The organism is Pseudomonas sp. ACM7, assembly GCF_004136015.1.
GTDB classification, from domain to species: domain Bacteria; phylum Pseudomonadota; class Gammaproteobacteria; order Pseudomonadales; family Pseudomonadaceae; genus Aquipseudomonas; species Aquipseudomonas frigoris.
On the sequence record NZ_CP024866.1, the window covers coordinates 577,046 to 593,260 of the forward strand.

Sequence of the window (16,215 nt, forward strand, 5' to 3'; positions counted from 1 at the left end):
ATCAATTTTCCTTGTCTTTCAGTAACTGGCCGGTGGTGGCGTCAAGGTCCAGTTCGCGGACAGCACCTTCGGTGGTCAGCAACTCGACTTCATACACGTAGACCTCGTGTTTCTCTTCAAGCTCGGCTTCCAGCAATTTGGCCCCGGGATAGCGGTCCAGAGCTTGCTGCAACAGCTGCTCCAGCGGCAGGATCACCCCCTGTTGACGCAGGCGCAGGGCTTCGTCCTGATCCAGGTCGCGGGCCATGACCACCGAGCAAAAAACCAGAAGCGCCAGAGCCATTCGACCGCTCACGCGCCGCTTTGAAACAGAAAGCACCTTCATTACGTATCCTGATGATCCTTGAGAATCTGCCCGCTGACAGCGTCCAATTCCAGATCCCACTCAATGCCCTGAGGGTCGCGCAATTCCACCTGATAGATGTACTTGCCGTACTCTTCTTCCAGCTCGGTTTCGGTGATCCTGGCGCCGGGATGTTTGGTCAGAGCGGTGGCGTTGAGCTTCTCGAAAGACACAATGGTACCAGCGTCGCGCAGTCTCAGGGCTTCATCGGGACCGAGGTCGCGAGCGTGGGCGATGCTGGCGGTCATGCCGATGATGGACGCGGTGAACAGGGCAGTCAGGGTTCTCATGGGGTGTCTCCGTATTTTTTTATGTGTTGCCTACGGGGTGCACCTTAACGGGGCGAACTTAACTGAAACTGAATTGCCATCATCAGGAGTGGCACCTCGATATCGCAGAGCTGCGCAAAACCTGTGGGAGCTAGCTTGCTCGCGATGGCGGCTTAACTTTCAACAAATATGTCGACTGTCACACAGCTATCGCGAGCAAGCTCGCTCCCACAGGGGATTCATGCACTTATAATCCCCCGCTTGCCAGACATCGAGACCGGTATGACCGCTATCCACATCAAGTTCCCCTCACTGACCCTCAAGGCCGGCCCTCGCGCCTTGGCGCGCATCCGTGAAAACGGTTTGAGCTCCGCCGATGTGGGCACGCTGCCGGGTGCCGCCGGTGGCCCCAAGGCGTTGGGGATTCAAGGTCTGGACCTGGCGTTGTTCGGTGAATGGCTGCCGGCGGCACCGCGCGAGCGTTCGTTGATCGGTGCGTCGGTGGGGTCCTGGCGCTTCGCCAGCGCGTGTCTGCCGGATGCCGCCGAAGGTATCCGCCGCCTCGGTCACCTCTACACCGAGCAAAACTTCGCCAAGGGCGTGACCATGGCGCAGATCAGCCAGAGCTCCCGGCGCATGCTCGATGAGCTGCTTGACGGCCGCGATGCTTCGATTCTGGACAACGCCCATTACCGACTGAACATCATGGTGGTCAAAAGCCACGGCCTGCTGGCGGACGATCATCGCGGCCGACTGGGGCTGGGCCTGTCATCGGTGATCGCCGACAACCTGCGTGGCCGGGCGCGCCTGTCGCGGCATTTCGAGCGGCTAATCATTCACGATCCGCGTCTGGCACCGCCGGTCAATGCATTGAACGATTTCCCCTCGCGCTTCGTTGCGCTGAATGCCGACAACCTGCGCCAGGCCTTGCTCGCGTCAGGCTCGATCCCGATGGTGATGGAAGGCGTGCGTGATCTGCCGGGTGCCGGTGCCGGGACGTTTCGCGATGGCGGTCTGCTGGACTATCACCTCGACCTGCCCTACAGCGGCAACGACATCGTGCTCTATCCGCATTTCACCGACCGGGTCATTCCCGGCTGGTTCGACAAGGCCCTGCCGTGGCGCCGCGCATGTCCCGCGCGTTTGCAGGATGTCCTGTTGCTGGCGCCGTCGAAGGATTACCTGGCGCGCCTGCCCTACGGCAAACTCCCGGACCGCAACGACTTCAAACGCTTCATGGGCGATGCCCCGAGCCGGCAGAAATACTGGCGCACGACGATGGATGAAAGCCGTCGCATGGGCGATGAGTTCCTCGAACTGGCTGCCAGCGGTCGCCTCGGGGAGCGCTTGCTGACCCTTTAGTCAGTGTTTTCCCGCAACGCCAAACGCAAACTGTTAAACTCGCCGCCTGCCCACATCGCCGCGGCGATCGCCACCTGACAGAGCTGAAATCACTGTGGAAATTTTCAAAGAGTTCACCTTCGAATCCGCCCACCGCCTGCCCCACGTACCGGACGGCCACAAGTGCGGCCGCCTGCACGGTCACTCGTTCAAAGTGGCGATCCACCTGAGCGGCGACCTCGATCCGCACACGGGCTGGATCCGCGATTTCTCGGAAATCAAGGCGATCTTCAAGCCGCTCTACGAACGCCTGGACCATAACTACCTGAACGACATTCCCGGTCTGGAAAACCCGACCAGCGAAGTCCTGGCCAAATTCATCTGGAAGGAATTGAAGCCTCTGCTGCCGGAACTCAGCGCGATCCGCATCCACGAGACGTGCACCAGTGGCTGCATCTATCGCGGTGAGTAAAAACACCCGATTGAAAAGAACCACCGGCGACGGTGGTTTTTTTATGCCTGTCGTTTCGCCGTCCTCCCCGGTACAGTCGGGCCTCATCCTTGGCCCAAAGGAACCCGTCCGATGTCGCTGCTTATTCGTCCCGCTACCCTTGAGGATATCGCGCAGATCGAGGCCATCGTCGAGGCGGCTTACTCGCCCTACATCGAGCGTATTGGCCGCAAACCCGCACCGATGCTGGATGACTACGCCAGTCAAGTGCTGGCCAGGCGCGTCCATGTGCTCGCCCACGAGCAGACACTCAGCGGCTTTGTGGTGTTGATCGACACGGAAGAGTACTTGCTGCTGGACAACATCGCGGTCAGCCCGGCGGTCAAGGGGCAAGGTTATGGCCGTCAGTTGCTGGACTTCGCCGAACGCCACGCACTCGACGCGGGTTACCCATCGATCCGGCTGTACACCAACGAAGCCATGAGCGAAAACATTGCGCTGTACACCCGCCGAGGGTATGTCGAAACCCACCGGGTCGAAGAGAACGGCCTGCGCCGTGTGCACATGAGCAAATCGCTGGGTTGAGCGCACTAAAAACCTGTGGGAGCGAGCTTGCGCCGGGCGGCGTTCAGACGATGGCGTCTGTACATTCAAGGCCGCCATCGTCGGAACGCCGCCCGGAGTAAGCTCGCTCCCACAGGGGATTTGCGCCGTGTGCTAATTCTGCGTTCATCGAAGACTCACTGTGGGAGCGAGCTTGCTCCGGGCGGCGCTCCGACGATGGCGGCCTGGCAGTCACATTGATGTTGAATGTGCAGACGCCATCACGAGCAGGCTCGCCCCCACAGGGACAGGCGTTTCGTCAGTGAATATAAAAACAGCCTTCAATGGCTGTTTTTTTATGCCTATGCTTTTTTGGCTCCCCCACGCCAAGAGGACACCCGCAATGACTGACTGGCCGCTGCCTCAGACCTATCGCTTCAACGGGCACTCCGTTCGCTACGCCGTACGGGGCGACGGTCCGCCGTTGGTGTTCGTGCATGGCACGCCCTTCTCTTCTTATGTGTGGCACCGGATTGCGCCGCACTTCATCACCACGCATCGGGTGCATTACTTTGACCTGCTGGGTTATGGGCTATCGGAGAAAATCGACGGCGATGTGTCGTTGGGTGTGCAGAACGACCTGTTGGCTCACTTGCTGGATCACTGGGGCCTGGAGCGACCAGACCTCGTCGCTCACGACTTCGGCGGCGCCACCGCCCTGCGTGCTCACCTGCTGAACGGCAAGGACTACCGCAGCCTGACGCTGATCGATCCCGTGGCGCTGACACCCTGGGGTTCGCCGTTTGTGCAGCATGTGCGTCAGCATGAGGCGGCATTCGGTGGCCTGCCCGATTACATTCAGCGGGCGATTGTGCCGACCTATATTCGCGGGGCGATCAAGCGCGAAATTCCCGATGCTGAACTGGCGCCGTATGTGCAGCCGTGGCTCGGCGATCCGGGGCAAGCGGCGTTCTATCGGCAGATTGCTCAGATGGATGAGCGTTACACCCGTGAGGCCGAAGGGCTGTACCCGACGATTCGTTGTCCGGTGCAGATTCTGTGGGGGGAAGATGATCAGTGGATTCCCATTGAACGTGGGCAGGCGTTGCATCAGATGATTCCGGGGTCGCGGTTTCAGGCGATTCCGAATGCCGGGCATCTGGTTCAGGAAGATGCGCCGGAAGCGATCGTCGCGGCGTTGCTGCGGTTTCTGCCGCAACACAAATCCCCCTGAAAAAACCGAATCAAATGTGGGAGCGGCGGTGCGGCGATCCGACTTGCTCGCGAAGGCGCTGGGGCAGTCGACCTCAGTGTTGAATGCTCAACCGCTTTCGCGAGCAAGTCGGATCGCCGCACCGCCGCTCCCACATGGGTTCTGTGTTCCTTCAGGTGCACCGCTTTCGTGCCCCTTTCCGCGCCAAGTCTCCCCGCTCGGCTATAAATAACTACACCACCCCACGCTTGGCACGACCACTGCAACACTCCCCGCGTCACTCATTCAGCAAGGAACGCCCCATGACGCAGAACGATCCCGGCAACGATTACCCCCTCAGCGAAGTCCCGATGCATGCCCGCAAAGGCCTGGCCTCAACGGCCATGGTGCTGCTGGGTTTCACCTTTTTTACCGCGACCATGTTTGCCGGCGGCAAGCTCGGTGTGGCGTTCAGTTTCGGCGAGATGATGGCGGTGATTATCGTCGGCAATCTGCTGCTGGGGATCTACGCCGCAGGCCTTGGCTACATCGCCTTCAAGAGCGGCCTGAATTCGGTGCTGATGGGACGCTTTTGCTTCGGTGAAGTGGGCAGCAAGCTCAGCGACCTGATCCTCGGTTTTACCCAGATCGGCTGGTACGCCTGGGGCACGGCCACTGCCGCCGTGGTGCTGGGCAAGTATTTCGAATTGAGCGAGGGCACCGTTCTCGGGCTGATGGTGCTGTTCGGCCTGGTGTTTTGCGCGACCGCGTATGTCGGTTATCGCGGCTTGGAGATTCTGTCGTACATCGCCGTACCGGCGATGATGTTGCTGCTGATGCTGTCGATGTGGGTGGCCACGGTGAAGGTTGGCGGGCTCGACGGTTTGCTCGCTGTAGTCCCGACGGGAACACTGGACTGGTCGACCGCCATTACTTTGGTGTTCGGCACCTTTGTCAGCGGCGCAACCCAGGCGACCAACTGGACGCGTTTCTCCCGTTCAGCACGCGTCGCGGTGCTGGCGAGCCTGATCGGCTTCTTCATCGGCAACGGCCTGATGGTGTTGATCGGTGCTTACGGTGCCATCGTCTACCAGCAACCGGATGTGGTCGAAGTGTTGCTGTTACAAGGCTTCGCCATGGCGGCGATGGCGATGTTGCTGCTCAATATCTGGAGCACCCAGGACAACACCATCTACAACTTCGCCGTCGCCGGTTGCAACCTGCTGCGCACCGGCCGTCGCAAAACCGTGACCCTGGCGGGCGCGGTGATCGGCACGTTGCTGGCACTGCTGGGCATGTACGACATGCTGGTGCCCTACCTGATTCTGCTGGGCACCGTGATTCCGCCGATTGGCGGCGTGATCATGGCGGACTTCTTCTACCGCTATCGTGGTCAATACCCACGTCTGGCCGATGCCCGGTTGCCGGCGTTTAACTGGTCCGGTTTGGCCGCCTACGCAGTCGGCACGGTCGCCGCGTTCAGCTCACCGTGGGTCGCGCCGCTGGTAGGGATTGCCGCTGCCGCGCTAACGTATGTGTTACTGACCGGCGTGCTGGGTGCCCGTACTGCCAACGCACCATTACAAGATCTATAAAAGGATTCGCCTGATGCACATCATCAACGCCCGCCTGCGCAACCAAGATGGCCTGCATGAGTTGCACCTGGAAAACGGCCAGATCAGCAACATCGCCCGACAGACCGAAGCGCCGACCCTGGGCCCCGATGATCTGGACGCCGGCGGCAACCTGGTAGTGCCACCCTTCGTCGAGCCGCACATTCACCTCGACGCCACGCTCACCGCCGGCGAGCCGCGCTGGAACATGAGCGGCACGCTGTTCGAAGGCATCGAATGCTGGGGCGAGCGCAAAGTGACCATCACCGAAGAGGACACCAAAACCCGCGCCAAGAAAACCATCCAGACCCTCGCCGCCCACGGCATCCAGCACGTGCGCACCCACGTCGATGTCACCGACCCGCAGCTCACCGCGCTCAAGGCGATGCTCGAAGTGCGCGAGGAAAGCCGTCACCTGATCGATATGCAGATCGTTGCGTTCCCGCAGGAAGGCATCGAGTCGTACCGCAACGGTCGCGAGCTGATGGAAGAAGCGATCCGCATGGGGGCCGATGTGGTCGGCGGTATTCCGCATTTCGAGTACACCCGCGATCAAGGCGTGAGTTCAGTGAAATTCCTGATGGACCTCGCCGAGCGCACCGGTTGCCTGGTGGACGTGCATTGCGATGAAACCGACGACCCGCACTCACGCTTTCTAGAGGTGCTGGCCGAAGAAGCCCGCAGCCGCGACATGGGCTCACGGGTCACCGCCAGCCACACCACGGCCATGGGCTCTTACGACAACGCTTACTGCGCCAAACTGTTTCGCCTGCTCGGGCATTCAGGGATCAGTTTTGTCTCCTGCCCCACCGAAAGCATTCACCTGCAAGGGCGCTTCGACAACTTTCCGAAACGCCGTGGCGTGACCCGTGTCAACGAGCTGCTCGAAGCCGGGATGAACGTGTGTTTCGGCCAGGATTCGATCGTCGACCCGTGGTATCCGCTGGGCAACGGCAACATCTTGAGGGTGCTCGAAGCCGGCCTGCACATCTGCCACATGCTCGGGTACCGCAACCTGCAAAGCGCGCTGGACCTGGTCACCGACAACAGCGCCAAGGCCATGAACCTGGGTGATCGTTATGGACTGGAACGCGGGCGGCCAGCGAATTTGCTGATTCTGTCGGCGGACAGTGATTACGAGGTGATCCGCAGCCAGGGCCTGCCGCTGTATTCGGTGCGCGATGGCAAGGTGTTGATGACGCGGCAGATGCCGGTGGTGGAATGGGCGGTTCAGCCCTAAATTCTCGCTGATTATGCGGGCCTCTTCGCGAGCAAGTCGAATCGTCGCACCGCCGCTCCCACATTGGATCTGTGTCGTCCACAAATCCCCTGTGGGAGCGGCGGTGCGACGATTCGACTTGCTCGCGAAGGCGATGTTGAATTCACCCCATCAACCGCGCCGTGCCGAACAACCTGACCCGACTCAACTCACCCTGCTCTTCTTCCAGAAGAATCGGCGCCGTACCGCCTGGCATGACGACTTTCACTTCGCCAGCCGTGACCCAACCCACCCGCCACGCCGCGCAAGCCACCGCACTGGCGCTGGTGCCCGACGACGCCGTCGGCCCTTCTCCGCGTTCAAATACTCGCGCGACGACTCGCCCTTCTGACTCAAGCATCGCCCATTGCAGATTCACGCCAGCAGCACACGGCTCCCCTGCCCCGGTCGGCATGGCGTAGGCGATACGCGTCAGCCCTTCGGACAACCCCGGCTCGCGCATCTGCTCATTGCTCGGCAATGCATCGGCTTTCTCTAAAAGCGTCACACAATGTGGATTGCCAATGCGCACGAGCTGGCTTCGAGACCAGGCGGGATCGAGCGCCGACAACGGCTGCACATGGCTGACGTCGCGACCGTTCAACAGCACGCTTTCAACCCCTTTTGCCCCCACCGCGTCAGGCCCGAACGAGGGTTTGCCCAAATCCAGCCAGAACCCTTTTACACCCTCGATCTCGGCCGGTTTCACCGAAGTGTCCACCGGTGAAACCGCATCAGCCTTGTCATGATGAACCCTGAGCAAACAAACCTCGTCCCTCGGCAGCAGCCCTTGCTCACTCAGGGCCTGAGAGAAAATCGTCAGCCCGTTGCCACTGCGCTCGGCGAGCGTGCCGTCAGTGTTAACGATCAGCAGGTCAAACGGTGGCGAGTCTTGAAACGGCCCGATCAGCAAGCCATCGCAACGATGGTCCTTGCTGCCGGACGGTTGTGTACCAGGCGCCCAGCCACAGAACGCCTCGATGGCCGACAGCGCCCATGCCTCGCGGGTTTGCGCTGCCGGACCGGCCAGCTCAGGTAAATCGATACCCGCGCAGCGCACGGCCTCGGGCGCTGCAACCGCATAGATATTGCCTCGAGCATCGTAGAACGGCGCCATGGATCGGTCCTGAAATCAGCCAGAAAAGAACCTGTACTTTAGGGGCTCCCGGAAGAAAACCGCAAACGATCCGGTTATTTAACCCCCGCCTCTTATCGCAAAAAAATCGCTGCAACCTGTCAGTTGTGACAGCAGACAGCCCATCCAACTCGCCCCAAAGTAGAACCTCGCCTCTATCGTGTGGTAACGATCATGAAAAGGACGTTCCTATTACACCTGCTGATTGCCCTCACGTTGGGCGGTGCGGTCATCGCCGGTCAAAACGGCGCCGGCGTAAAGGTGATCGACGACGTCATGCCCAACCACATGACCGACAACAATAACCCCGAACCGCTGTTCCTCAGAGGCCGAAACGAATGGCGTCACGATTGTGAACCCTGTGATAAAGGCGATGTTTTCCTTGATGGCAAAGCCAATCTAAACACTGACAATCCGCGCGTGTTCGAAACCTTCAACTCTGAATTCATCAACCTGCGCGACCATTAAGACGCCCAGGGGGCGTGGGATCCTATGATCCGTCTAGCGGCATGCGCTGGCACCCGGGTCCCAACGTGAGCTTGACCAGCGAGATGGGCAGGACAACGGGAGGGGCGTTTTAACGTTGCGATTGACGATTAGGAGAAACCCTCAGGGTCGCGACACGCTGTCTGATATGCAAGGATGCTCCTCGGTCTATTGTCAGCAACCCGCAACGCCAAGGATTTTTCATGACTGCCCTCAACACGTCTGCGCCCGTCATCCCCGGACGCCTGGAACAGATGTCCACGCGGATCGCCTTTTTCATTGCCGGTTTCGGCATCGCCGCGTGGGCGCCGCTGGTGCCCTACGCCAAGGCTCGGGCCGGGCTGGATGAAGGGACGCTCGGTTTGCTGCTGTTGTGCCTGGGGGTGGGGTCGATTCTGGCGATGCCGATGGCGGGGCTTCTGGCCACGCGTTTCGGCTGTCGCCGGGTGGTGAGCGCCGGGGTGTTGCTGATCTGTACGGCCCTGCCGCTGCTGGCGACGGTGTCGTCGATTCCGGCGTTGATTGCCGCGTTGTTCATGTTCGGCGCGGGCCTTGGCACGGTGGATTCGACGGTGAACCTGCAAGCGGTGATCGTTGAACGGGCCAGCGGCAAGACCATGATGTCGGGTTTCCATGGGCTGTTCAGCCTCGGCGGGATTGTCGGGGCGGCGGGCGTCAGCGCCCTGCTCGGCTTTGGGGTTTCACCGCTGGGGGCAACGCTAGTGGTGATCGTGATGCTGCTGATCGCCCTGGCCAAGGCCGCGCCGCACCTATTGCCTTACGGCAGCGAAAGTTCGGGGCCGGCGTTTGCCGTTCCCCATGGCATTGTGCTGTTCATCGGCGGGATGTGTTTCATCGTGTTCCTCGCCGAAGGCGCGGCGCTCGACTGGAGCGCAGTGTTCCTGGCGCAGGAACGCGGGATCGACACCGCTTATGCGGGACTGGGTTACGCGGCGTTTGCGTTGACCATGACCGTCGGACGATTGACCGGTGATTCGATCGTCCGTCGTCTCGGCGCTACGCGGGTGATTGTGTTCGGTGGGTTGACGGCCGCAGCGGGCCTGTTTGTGGCGACCTTCGCCCCGAGTTGGGAAGCGGCGCTGGTGGGTTATGCATTGTTGGGGGCGGGTTGTTCGAACATTGTGCCGGTGCTGTACACCGCCGTGGGCAAACAGACGGTGATGCCCGAAAGCGTCGCCGTGCCGGCCATTACCACACTCGGTTATGCCGGGATTCTTGCGGGGCCTGCGTTGATCGGGTTTATCGCCCATGGCAGCAGTTTGAGTTTTGCCTTCGGGTTGATGGCGGTGTTGCTGGTGGCGGTGGCCATTGGCGGGAAGGTGTTGAAGGTCTGAAAGCGAAAAGATCGCAGCCTACACAGCAGCTCCTACAGGATGTACGCCATCCAAATGTAGGAGCTGCCGGAGGCTGCGATCTTTTGATCTTCAGCCGTTAAAACCCGACGCTAGCCTGCACAAAGAACGTGCGCGGTGCGCCAACGTACATCCCCGAGTTGTTGTCGCTGGAGCGGATGAAGTACTGCTTGTCGAAAATGTTCTTCACCCCGGCGCCGACTTTCAGGTTCGAAAGCGTCGCGCCGAAGTCATAACCGCCGCGCACGTTCCAGGTGACGTAGCCCGGGATATCGCCGTACTGGCCGTCCGCGGTGCCTTCGGTGATGTAGTTGTTGGTGAAGCTGCCGTCAGCGTTGACGGCAACGCCCGGCGAACGCTGCTTGGACTGGGCAAACGCATCGAGGTTGTAGGTCCAGCGGTTGATGTCGTAACGCAAGCCGGCAGTCGCGACCTGACGCGAATAGAACGGCAGGTCACGACCCTTGAAGCCCGGGATCTCGCCTTCATAAACGGCGCGCGTGTAGGTGAAACCGGCGTTGGCGGTCAGGCCGTCGAAGCGTGGGTCCAGTGCCGCCATGTCGTAGTGCACCGAGGCTTCGAGGCCCTGGTGCGTGGTCGCGCCGAGGTTGGTCCAGCCCGCATCGTTGCTGATGTATTGCAGCTCTTTATCGAAGTCGATGTAGAACAGCGTCACTTCCCCGCCCCACACATCATTGTTGTAGCGTGTGCCGACCTCGTAGGTCTTGGCCTTTTCCGGTTCCAGGCCGTTAGCGGTGTTGTCACCCGCACCACCCTGGCCGAGCTGGAAATATTGCAGGCTGCCGAACGAGGTTTCGTAGTTGGCGAACAGCTTCCACTCTTCCGACACGTGATACATCACGCTCAGGGCCGGCAGCGGCTCGTTGCTTTCGATGCTGCGGTTCTTTTCCAGCACCGGTTTGCCGGCGGTGTCGAGCACCGGGCGGTCGTGCCAGTCAGTGCTGATGTGTTCAAAGCGGATGCCGGGGGTGATGGTCCAGTTACCGACGTCGATTTTGTTATCGACGTACACCGAGTTGGCTTCAGTGCCACCGGTGCGGTCCTGATAGACATGGCCGTCGGAGTTCTTGGTCACGACCGGCTCGTTATTGACCAGCGCCAGGCGGCTCGCCTCTTCGTGCATGCCTTCCTTGAGGTAGCGATAACCGACACTGACTTCCTGGGTGGTCGGGCCGACGTCGAACACACGGGACACCCGCGGTTCAATCCCGAAGGTGTAGTAAGTACGCGGGAACGAGCCGAGAGTCTTCTGATCGCGAGCGGCGATGTTGCTGCCACGGAAGCTGTCGGAATAGTAGGTCAGCACTTCGGCCTGGGTGCGGTCGTCGATCTGCCGTGCCCACTTGAACGAGACGTCCTTGCGGCGGCCGCTGAAGTTGTCGTTGTTGCGGTCGGACTGGAACGGATTGGCGTCGTACTGCGCCTGGGTCAGGCCGCCGGGCATGTCGGCGCTGGCGTCGTAGTAGTGAAAGTTGAGGCTGAAATCGTCCACATCGGTGGGTGCCCAGTGGGTCTTGAGGATCACGTCGTCGATGTCGTTGCCGTTGTTGCGTTCACGGTAACCGTTGCCATTCACGCCCGAGTACAGCAGCGCCATGCCGATGCCGTTGTCCGCGGTGCCGCCGAGAAACGCCGTGTCGATATGCTTCCAGCCACCGTGCTGGGAGGTTTCCAGGGTCGAACCGATTTCACCGGTGGCTTTCTCCGGGATTGCGCGAGTGACGAAGTTGATCACGCCACCAACGTTCTGCGGTCCGTAACGCACGGAGCCGGCGCCGCGAACCACGTCGATGCTGTCGAGGTTGCCGGAAGAAATCGGGGCCATGGACAACTGCGGCTGGCCGTACGGGGCGAACGCTGCCGGCACGCCGTCAATCAGCACGGTGGAGCGTGGCGACAGGCGTGAAGTCAGGCCGCGCACGCCGACGTTCAGGGAGATGTCGCTGCCGCCGGTGCCGTTGGCATCTTGAACTTGCACACCGGGCACACGCTTCAACACGTCGCCGACGTTCATTGCGCCCTGCTCGACCATCGCCTCGCGGCGAATCACCGTACGCGCGCCGGGGTGGTTCTGCACCACGGCGGCATCGGCGTCACCGAGCCAGTCACCGACCACCTTGATGTCGGTCACGCCCAGTTCCAAAGGGCCGTTTGCAGCCGAAGTCGGTGCCGGCATCAACGTGACCGAACCTTCGTCGATCTGGTATTGCAGACCGCTGCCTTGCAGCAGCTGGCGCAGCGCGTCTTCTGGCGAAAGGTTGCCGTCCACCGCCGGGGCCTGTTTGCCGGCGACCAGCTCAGGGCTGAAAAACACCTGCAGCGAGGTTTGCTGGCCCAGTTCACTCAGGGCCTGCCCCAGGGGTTGCGCCGGGATGTGAATCGCGTCGGCGGCAAAAGCCTGGGGCAGCGCCGCGGTGACAGCCAGGGTGAGAGCGAGGCGCAACCAAGGTGATTTGTTGTTTTTAGCGGTGGATTTTTTCACGTCGAACGTAGTCCTGTGGATCGCAAGAGTGTGCGCTTGTTAATGCAAACCAGTTGCAGTTGGACAGGAAGACGATCAACTCGAAAAAAACCTGAATTTATTTTGAAATTATTTCCTGACTGCCGTCATCGAGGGTGCGCACGGCCACCGGCAGAATGCTCGGCAAGGCCTTGAGCAGTGCGTCGGTGTTGTCGGATTTGAACACGCTGGTCAGGCGCAGATTGCCCACTTTGTCGTTGCCGACGGTGAGCGGTTTCTCCCGATAGCGCGAGACTTCTTCGGCAACGTCGCTGAGTCTGGCGTTGGTGAACACCAGTTTGCCGCTGCGCCAGGCGGTCAGCTCGGCAGGATTGACCGCGTAAGCAGCGGCCACTTTGCCTTGGGCATCGATGTGCGTGCCGAGGCCGGCCGTGAGGCTGATGAAATCGCTGTCCGCCGCTGTGCGACCCTGAACCTTGACGGTGCCCTGCTCCACCACGACCCGGGTTTGGGCGGTGTCGCGGCGCACATCAAAACGGGTGCCGGTAACCGTGACCTTGCCGCTGCCCGCCTCGACCACGAAAGGCCGACGGGTGTCGTGCTCGACGCTGAACATCGCTTCGCCCTGCGTCAGCTCGATGCTGCGGCGGTCGTTTTCATAGTGCACCTGAACGCGGCTGCGGCTGTTCAGGTCGATCACCGAACCGTCCGGCAACGCCACATGACGTCGCTCGCCCAGAGCCGTGGAAAATTCGGCGGTGTAGATCGCCGGGTGATTCAAACCGCTGAACAGCCCCAACCCGAGCGCGACGGCCAACACACTGGCGGCCACCGCATAACGCACCAGCGGGCGGCGTTTGCTGCGCGCAGGCGCGGTTTCACACAAGGCTTGCAGTCGCGCCGCCGGCAGCAAATCAGCCGCCGACCATAAGCCCTGGAGCAACTGGAATTCATCGCGATGCTGAGGGTGTTCGTCCAGCCAGGCTTCGAAATGCCGGTACTCTTCGACATTGATCGCAGGTTCCTGCAAACGCACAAACCACCGCGCCGCCTCGTCGCGAACCGTTGTTCGCCCGCACGCACAATCACGAGTATCCATCATGGAAGTTCCTGTTTGGCTGGGGATGAGAAGACACGGAAGATCTGCCTTACGTAGGAGCTGCCGCAGGCTGCGATCTTTTGATCTTGATCTCCAGCGATTTCAATGCCGCCAAAAGATCGCAGGCTTCGCCAGCTCCTACAAAAGCCACGGCACATCATGATTGCAATCCGTCAAGGCGGTCGCGCAGATGCCGCAGCGTGCGGATCATATATTTTTCCACCATGTTCTTGGACAGCCCCAGGCGTTCGGCGATTTCGGCCTGGGTCAGGCCTTCGATCTTCTGCCAGACAAACACCTTGCGGCAGTTGACCGGCAACTCGGTGAGCGCCCGTTCGATGGAGTCAGCCAACTGGATCGCCTGCATGAAATGCTCCGGGTCGCCGGACGACGACACACTGTGATCAACCGCCTCCGACTCCATGGCGCCCCGCCGATCCTCCCGCCGATAACCATCCACCGCAATGTTGCGCGCGGTCTGGTGCAAGTACGCCCGAGGTTGTGCAACCGTCGCCGAATCCGACTCAAGCACCCTCACGAAGGTGTCGTGGGCCAGGTCCTCAGCCTGCTGACGATTTCTCAGGCGACGGGTCCAGGTCCCGACCAACTCTTCGTAATGCTCGAAAAAGCCGTGTCTGCGGGGCAGCTTGGGGGTCATTGCGGTGTGCTGTGAAGACGGGGCGTGAATAGTAATGCTTCCTATTAACCGGAAGCAATGGGATTAAGAACCCGTAGGAGCTGTAGGCTTTCAAAAAAAATGACAAAAATGGCAAATAGATGATCCAGACAGACTCACTAACAAATTGTTTTCTTTGAAAAATCTCAATGACTGCCAAAAAAAACATGCGAAAGCATGCTCTCGCACCTTGCTTGAAAGGGGTGCCAACTCTACCGAAGGCCCACGAAAACTCCCCGCCTACGCTAAAAGACCATACTTGAATAAGTAGAGATGTGTATGTGTAATGTGCAATGCACACTGCGCATCCACCTATCGATAAATACTTAATCAAAATCTTCCCGGCAGTTACTGATAAAAGTTGGCTTCCTTGGAGGTCGCATCAAAGTCACTCAACCTTAACGTTCCATTGCTAAAAAGATTGATCGCCGAAGGCGAGCTTCACGGATACAGAGGCATCTCTGCATGCGGCAACAAGACGATTGCCGTCGATCTGATACAAGCTAGGCACCTCGCCGCTACCCTGCCTCGTTATATTGCGCAAGCAGCCAATCAACTAAAGCTGCCAGTCAATACCATCAAAGTGCTATGCAAAAACGGCTGTTTTACTTGCCGAGGCGGTCGGCCCGCAGCGGGACAATCGTGGTGGATCGATACAAACTCGTTCGACATCTCCAACGCATGCATCAAACATCGACGATCAAGCTCGAGCCCCCTCTCCTTGAGTGATGCACTCCGTCACCCCTTCATTTCAGGGGAAGGGGTAGCTCACCTTTTCAAAGCAATTCAGGAAGGCACCTTATCCGTTTCATTCAAAGCTAAATCAGACGCCGGTGTGATTGGGGAATGGCGACTGGAAAGTGATGAATGGCAGGCCTGGCTCAGCGCGCATATGAGGCAAATAACTGCCTCTCAATCGCTAAGCGTTGCACAAGCTGCCGAAATTCTAGGTATTACGAACGACGTCGCCTACACCCTCATTCGTCACGGGCTGCTGAATTCGACCGTTGAACTCAAAAACGGTGTTACATCACAACGGATCAATTTGGGGCTTGGCCTACTTGGTAGCAGGACAGCCTCTTGCGTTTGCTTCGCAAAAAAAGGGTTCGACTTTGATTGGCTTTCCGCAAGATGTGTCTACCAGACGCTTACTCCTGAGCGACGGCCAGCAATCGACTGAAACGGAGTCATTGGTCGCAGCACACTTATTCAACCTGTCGACGCATGGTCAGAATGGCGGTTCCGAAAAATATAAATGTTGAACCCACCACTCGGCTGATCCACCGTGACAGCTCGGGCCGTGTCAACGCCCCTTTTGCCCTGGAGGCAAGCGCGGAATATAAGCTCAAGGACACCACCGACAACGCCATGTAGATAGAGGTGAGGATCAGGAACTGCGGTAGCAACGTTGCATTCTGGTCAATGAATTGAGGAAACAGTGCGGTGAAGAACATCGTCGCCTTAGGGTTGGTTACAGCCGTCAGGAAGGCCGGCTTGAACAATCTGGAACGAGTGGGCCGACTCTTCTTGAAGTTGTCCTGAATACCGTCAGCGAGCATCGAACTCTTTCTAAACAACTGCCTGGCACCCAAGTAGAATAAATAACCAGCACCGATGACTTTCACCGCATTGAACAACCATTCGGAACTGGCAAGCAATGCTCCAAGCCCCAACATGGCAGCTGCTGACAGGCAGAAGAGTCCACTCGCATTGCCAAGGGAAGACCACACTGCGCTGCGTTGTCCATGGGCCAGAGTGTTGTTGATCGCCATCAAAGTCGCGGGCCCTGGGCTGGCAATGGAGACGGCGGCGACTAGCGTAAACGCAAGAATCGAATGAAGCACCATTTTCTAGGCTCCTAGAGGATAAGTTTTTGCACATTACTCAAGGGGGGCGGGCCAACAGGCTACATGTCGCTCGGCGACATCCGAGTTCGCCTTAACAATTGCGACCG

General features: G+C 59.6%; 16 protein-coding genes. 9 read left to right on the forward strand and 7 right to left on the reverse strand.

Annotation, left to right across the window (positions count from 1 at the left end):
* Window position 1: 1 nt before the first annotated feature.
* Together CUN63_RS02920 and CUN63_RS02925 are read right to left on the reverse strand one after the other, a co-directional pair.
* A complete protein-coding gene (locus CUN63_RS02920; RefSeq protein ID WP_129437080.1) occupies window positions 2–325 on the reverse strand; it encodes a PepSY domain-containing protein in 324 nt (107 codons plus the stop codon).
* Window positions 325–633, reverse strand: a complete 309-nt coding sequence (locus CUN63_RS02925; protein WP_129437081.1) for a PepSY domain-containing protein — start codon at window positions 631–633, stop codon at window positions 325–327. The genes CUN63_RS02920 and CUN63_RS02925 overlap by 1 nt, the downstream gene beginning before the upstream one ends.
* 261 nt (window positions 634–894) lie before the next feature.
* Here CUN63_RS02925 and CUN63_RS02935 point away from each other — a divergent pair, with 261 nt between their 5' ends.
* From CUN63_RS02935 to codA, 6 genes are all read left to right on the forward strand, one after another.
* Window positions 895–1,974 (forward strand): patatin-like phospholipase family protein, encoded by a 1,080-nt coding sequence (locus tag CUN63_RS02935; RefSeq protein WP_129437083.1) that lies wholly within the window; start codon window positions 895–897, stop codon window positions 1,972–1,974.
* 94 nt (window positions 1,975–2,068) lie between these two features.
* Window positions 2,069–2,425, forward strand: a complete 357-nt coding sequence (gene queD / locus CUN63_RS02940; protein ID WP_123451058.1) for a 6-carboxytetrahydropterin synthase QueD — start codon at window positions 2,069–2,071, stop codon at window positions 2,423–2,425.
* A 111-nt stretch (window positions 2,426–2,536) separates the two neighbouring features.
* Window positions 2,537–2,989: a GNAT family N-acetyltransferase gene (locus tag CUN63_RS02945; RefSeq protein WP_129437084.1), complete on the forward strand. Its 453-nt coding sequence runs from the start codon at window positions 2,537–2,539 to the stop codon at window positions 2,987–2,989.
* Window positions 2,990–3,350: 361 nt separating this feature from the next.
* On the forward strand, window positions 3,351–4,181 hold the full coding sequence (locus CUN63_RS02950; protein WP_129437085.1) for an alpha/beta fold hydrolase: 831 nt from the start codon (window positions 3,351–3,353) through the stop codon (window positions 4,179–4,181).
* 281 nt (window positions 4,182–4,462) lie between these two features.
* A complete protein-coding gene (gene codB, locus CUN63_RS02960; RefSeq protein WP_129437087.1) occupies window positions 4,463–5,734 on the forward strand; it encodes a cytosine permease in 1,272 nt (423 codons plus the stop codon).
* Window positions 5,735–5,747: 13 nt separating this feature from the next.
* Complete coding sequence (gene codA / locus CUN63_RS02965; RefSeq protein WP_129437088.1) at window positions 5,748–6,992, forward strand: cytosine deaminase; 1,245 nt, start codon at window positions 5,748–5,750, stop codon at window positions 6,990–6,992.
* A gap of 142 nt (window positions 6,993–7,134) precedes the next feature.
* Here the strand turns inward: codA and CUN63_RS02970 are convergent, their stop codons facing one another.
* Window positions 7,135–8,127 (reverse strand): diaminopimelate epimerase, encoded by a 993-nt coding sequence (locus CUN63_RS02970; RefSeq protein ID WP_129437089.1) that lies wholly within the window; start codon window positions 8,125–8,127, stop codon window positions 7,135–7,137.
* Window positions 8,128–8,319: 192 nt separating this feature from the next.
* On the opposite strand from CUN63_RS02970, the gene CUN63_RS02975 reads away from it, so the two are divergent.
* Together CUN63_RS02975 and CUN63_RS02980 are read left to right on the forward strand one after the other, a co-directional pair.
* Window positions 8,320–8,613, forward strand: coding sequence for a hypothetical protein (locus tag CUN63_RS02975; RefSeq protein WP_129437090.1), 294 nt, complete (start codon window positions 8,320–8,322; stop codon window positions 8,611–8,613).
* A gap of 221 nt (window positions 8,614–8,834) precedes the next feature.
* Entirely contained in the window at window positions 8,835–9,986 is a 1,152-nt protein-coding gene (locus tag CUN63_RS02980; RefSeq protein WP_129437091.1) for an MFS transporter, read from the forward strand.
* Between the two features lie 97 nt (window positions 9,987–10,083).
* Here CUN63_RS02980 and CUN63_RS02985 read toward each other — a convergent pair whose 3' ends face one another.
* The 3 genes from CUN63_RS02985 to CUN63_RS02995 all read right to left on the reverse strand — a co-directional run bounded on the left by CUN63_RS02985 (window position 10,084) and on the right by CUN63_RS02995 (window position 14,243).
* On the reverse strand, window positions 10,084–12,507 hold the full coding sequence (locus CUN63_RS02985; RefSeq protein ID WP_129437092.1) for a TonB-dependent receptor: 2,424 nt from the start codon (window positions 12,505–12,507) through the stop codon (window positions 10,084–10,086).
* 97 nt (window positions 12,508–12,604) lie between these two features.
* Window positions 12,605–13,588, reverse strand: coding sequence for a FecR family protein (locus CUN63_RS02990; RefSeq protein ID WP_129437093.1), 984 nt, complete (start codon window positions 13,586–13,588; stop codon window positions 12,605–12,607).
* Between the two features lie 154 nt (window positions 13,589–13,742).
* The gene (locus CUN63_RS02995) at window positions 13,743–14,243 is read right to left on the reverse strand and encodes a sigma-70 family RNA polymerase sigma factor (RefSeq protein ID WP_129437094.1); all 501 of its coding nucleotides are present in this window, start codon (window positions 14,241–14,243) and stop codon (window positions 13,743–13,745) included.
* Window positions 14,244–14,631: 388 nt separating this feature from the next.
* Here CUN63_RS02995 and CUN63_RS03000 point away from each other — a divergent pair, with 388 nt between their 5' ends.
* A complete protein-coding gene (locus CUN63_RS03000; protein WP_129437095.1) occupies window positions 14,632–15,441 on the forward strand; it encodes a hypothetical protein in 810 nt (269 codons plus the stop codon).
* Between the two features lie 25 nt (window positions 15,442–15,466).
* On the opposite strand, the gene CUN63_RS03005 is transcribed toward CUN63_RS03000, so the two are convergent.
* Entirely contained in the window at window positions 15,467–16,108 is a 642-nt protein-coding gene (locus CUN63_RS03005) for a LysE family translocator (protein ID WP_129437096.1), read from the reverse strand.
* Between the last annotated feature and the right edge of the window lie 107 nt (window positions 16,109–16,215).

Excerpts from the sequence above, each read along its gene's own strand:
- codA (WP_129437088.1), top strand. The coding sequence starts at position 5,748 with ATGCACATCATCAACGCCCGCCTGCGCAACCAAGATGGCCTGCATGAG.
- CUN63_RS02935 (WP_129437083.1), top strand. The coding sequence starts at position 895 with ATGACCGCTATCCACATCAAGTTCCCCTCACTGACCCTCAAGGCCGGC.
- CUN63_RS02990 (WP_129437093.1), bottom strand. The coding sequence starts at position 13,588 with ATGATGGATACTCGTGATTGTGCGTGCGGGCGAACAACGGTTCGCGAC.
- CUN63_RS02980 (WP_129437091.1), top strand. The coding sequence starts at position 8,835 with ATGACTGCCCTCAACACGTCTGCGCCCGTCATCCCCGGACGCCTGGAA.
- CUN63_RS02975 (WP_129437090.1), top strand. The coding sequence starts at position 8,320 with ATGAAAAGGACGTTCCTATTACACCTGCTGATTGCCCTCACGTTGGGC.
- CUN63_RS02995 (WP_129437094.1), bottom strand. The coding sequence starts at position 14,243 with ATGACCCCCAAGCTGCCCCGCAGACACGGCTTTTTCGAGCATTACGAA.
- CUN63_RS03005 (WP_129437096.1), bottom strand. The coding sequence starts at position 16,108 with ATGGTGCTTCATTCGATTCTTGCGTTTACGCTAGTCGCCGCCGTCTCC.
- CUN63_RS02925 (WP_129437081.1), bottom strand. The coding sequence starts at position 633 with ATGAGAACCCTGACTGCCCTGTTCACCGCGTCCATCATCGGCATGACC.
- CUN63_RS02945 (WP_129437084.1), top strand. The coding sequence starts at position 2,537 with ATGTCGCTGCTTATTCGTCCCGCTACCCTTGAGGATATCGCGCAGATC.
- CUN63_RS02950 (WP_129437085.1), top strand. The coding sequence starts at position 3,351 with ATGACTGACTGGCCGCTGCCTCAGACCTATCGCTTCAACGGGCACTCC.
- CUN63_RS02970 (WP_129437089.1), bottom strand. The coding sequence starts at position 8,127 with ATGGCGCCGTTCTACGATGCTCGAGGCAATATCTATGCGGTTGCAGCG.
- CUN63_RS02920 (WP_129437080.1), bottom strand. The coding sequence starts at position 325 with ATGAAGGTGCTTTCTGTTTCAAAGCGGCGCGTGAGCGGTCGAATGGCT.
- codB (WP_129437087.1), top strand. The coding sequence starts at position 4,463 with ATGACGCAGAACGATCCCGGCAACGATTACCCCCTCAGCGAAGTCCCG.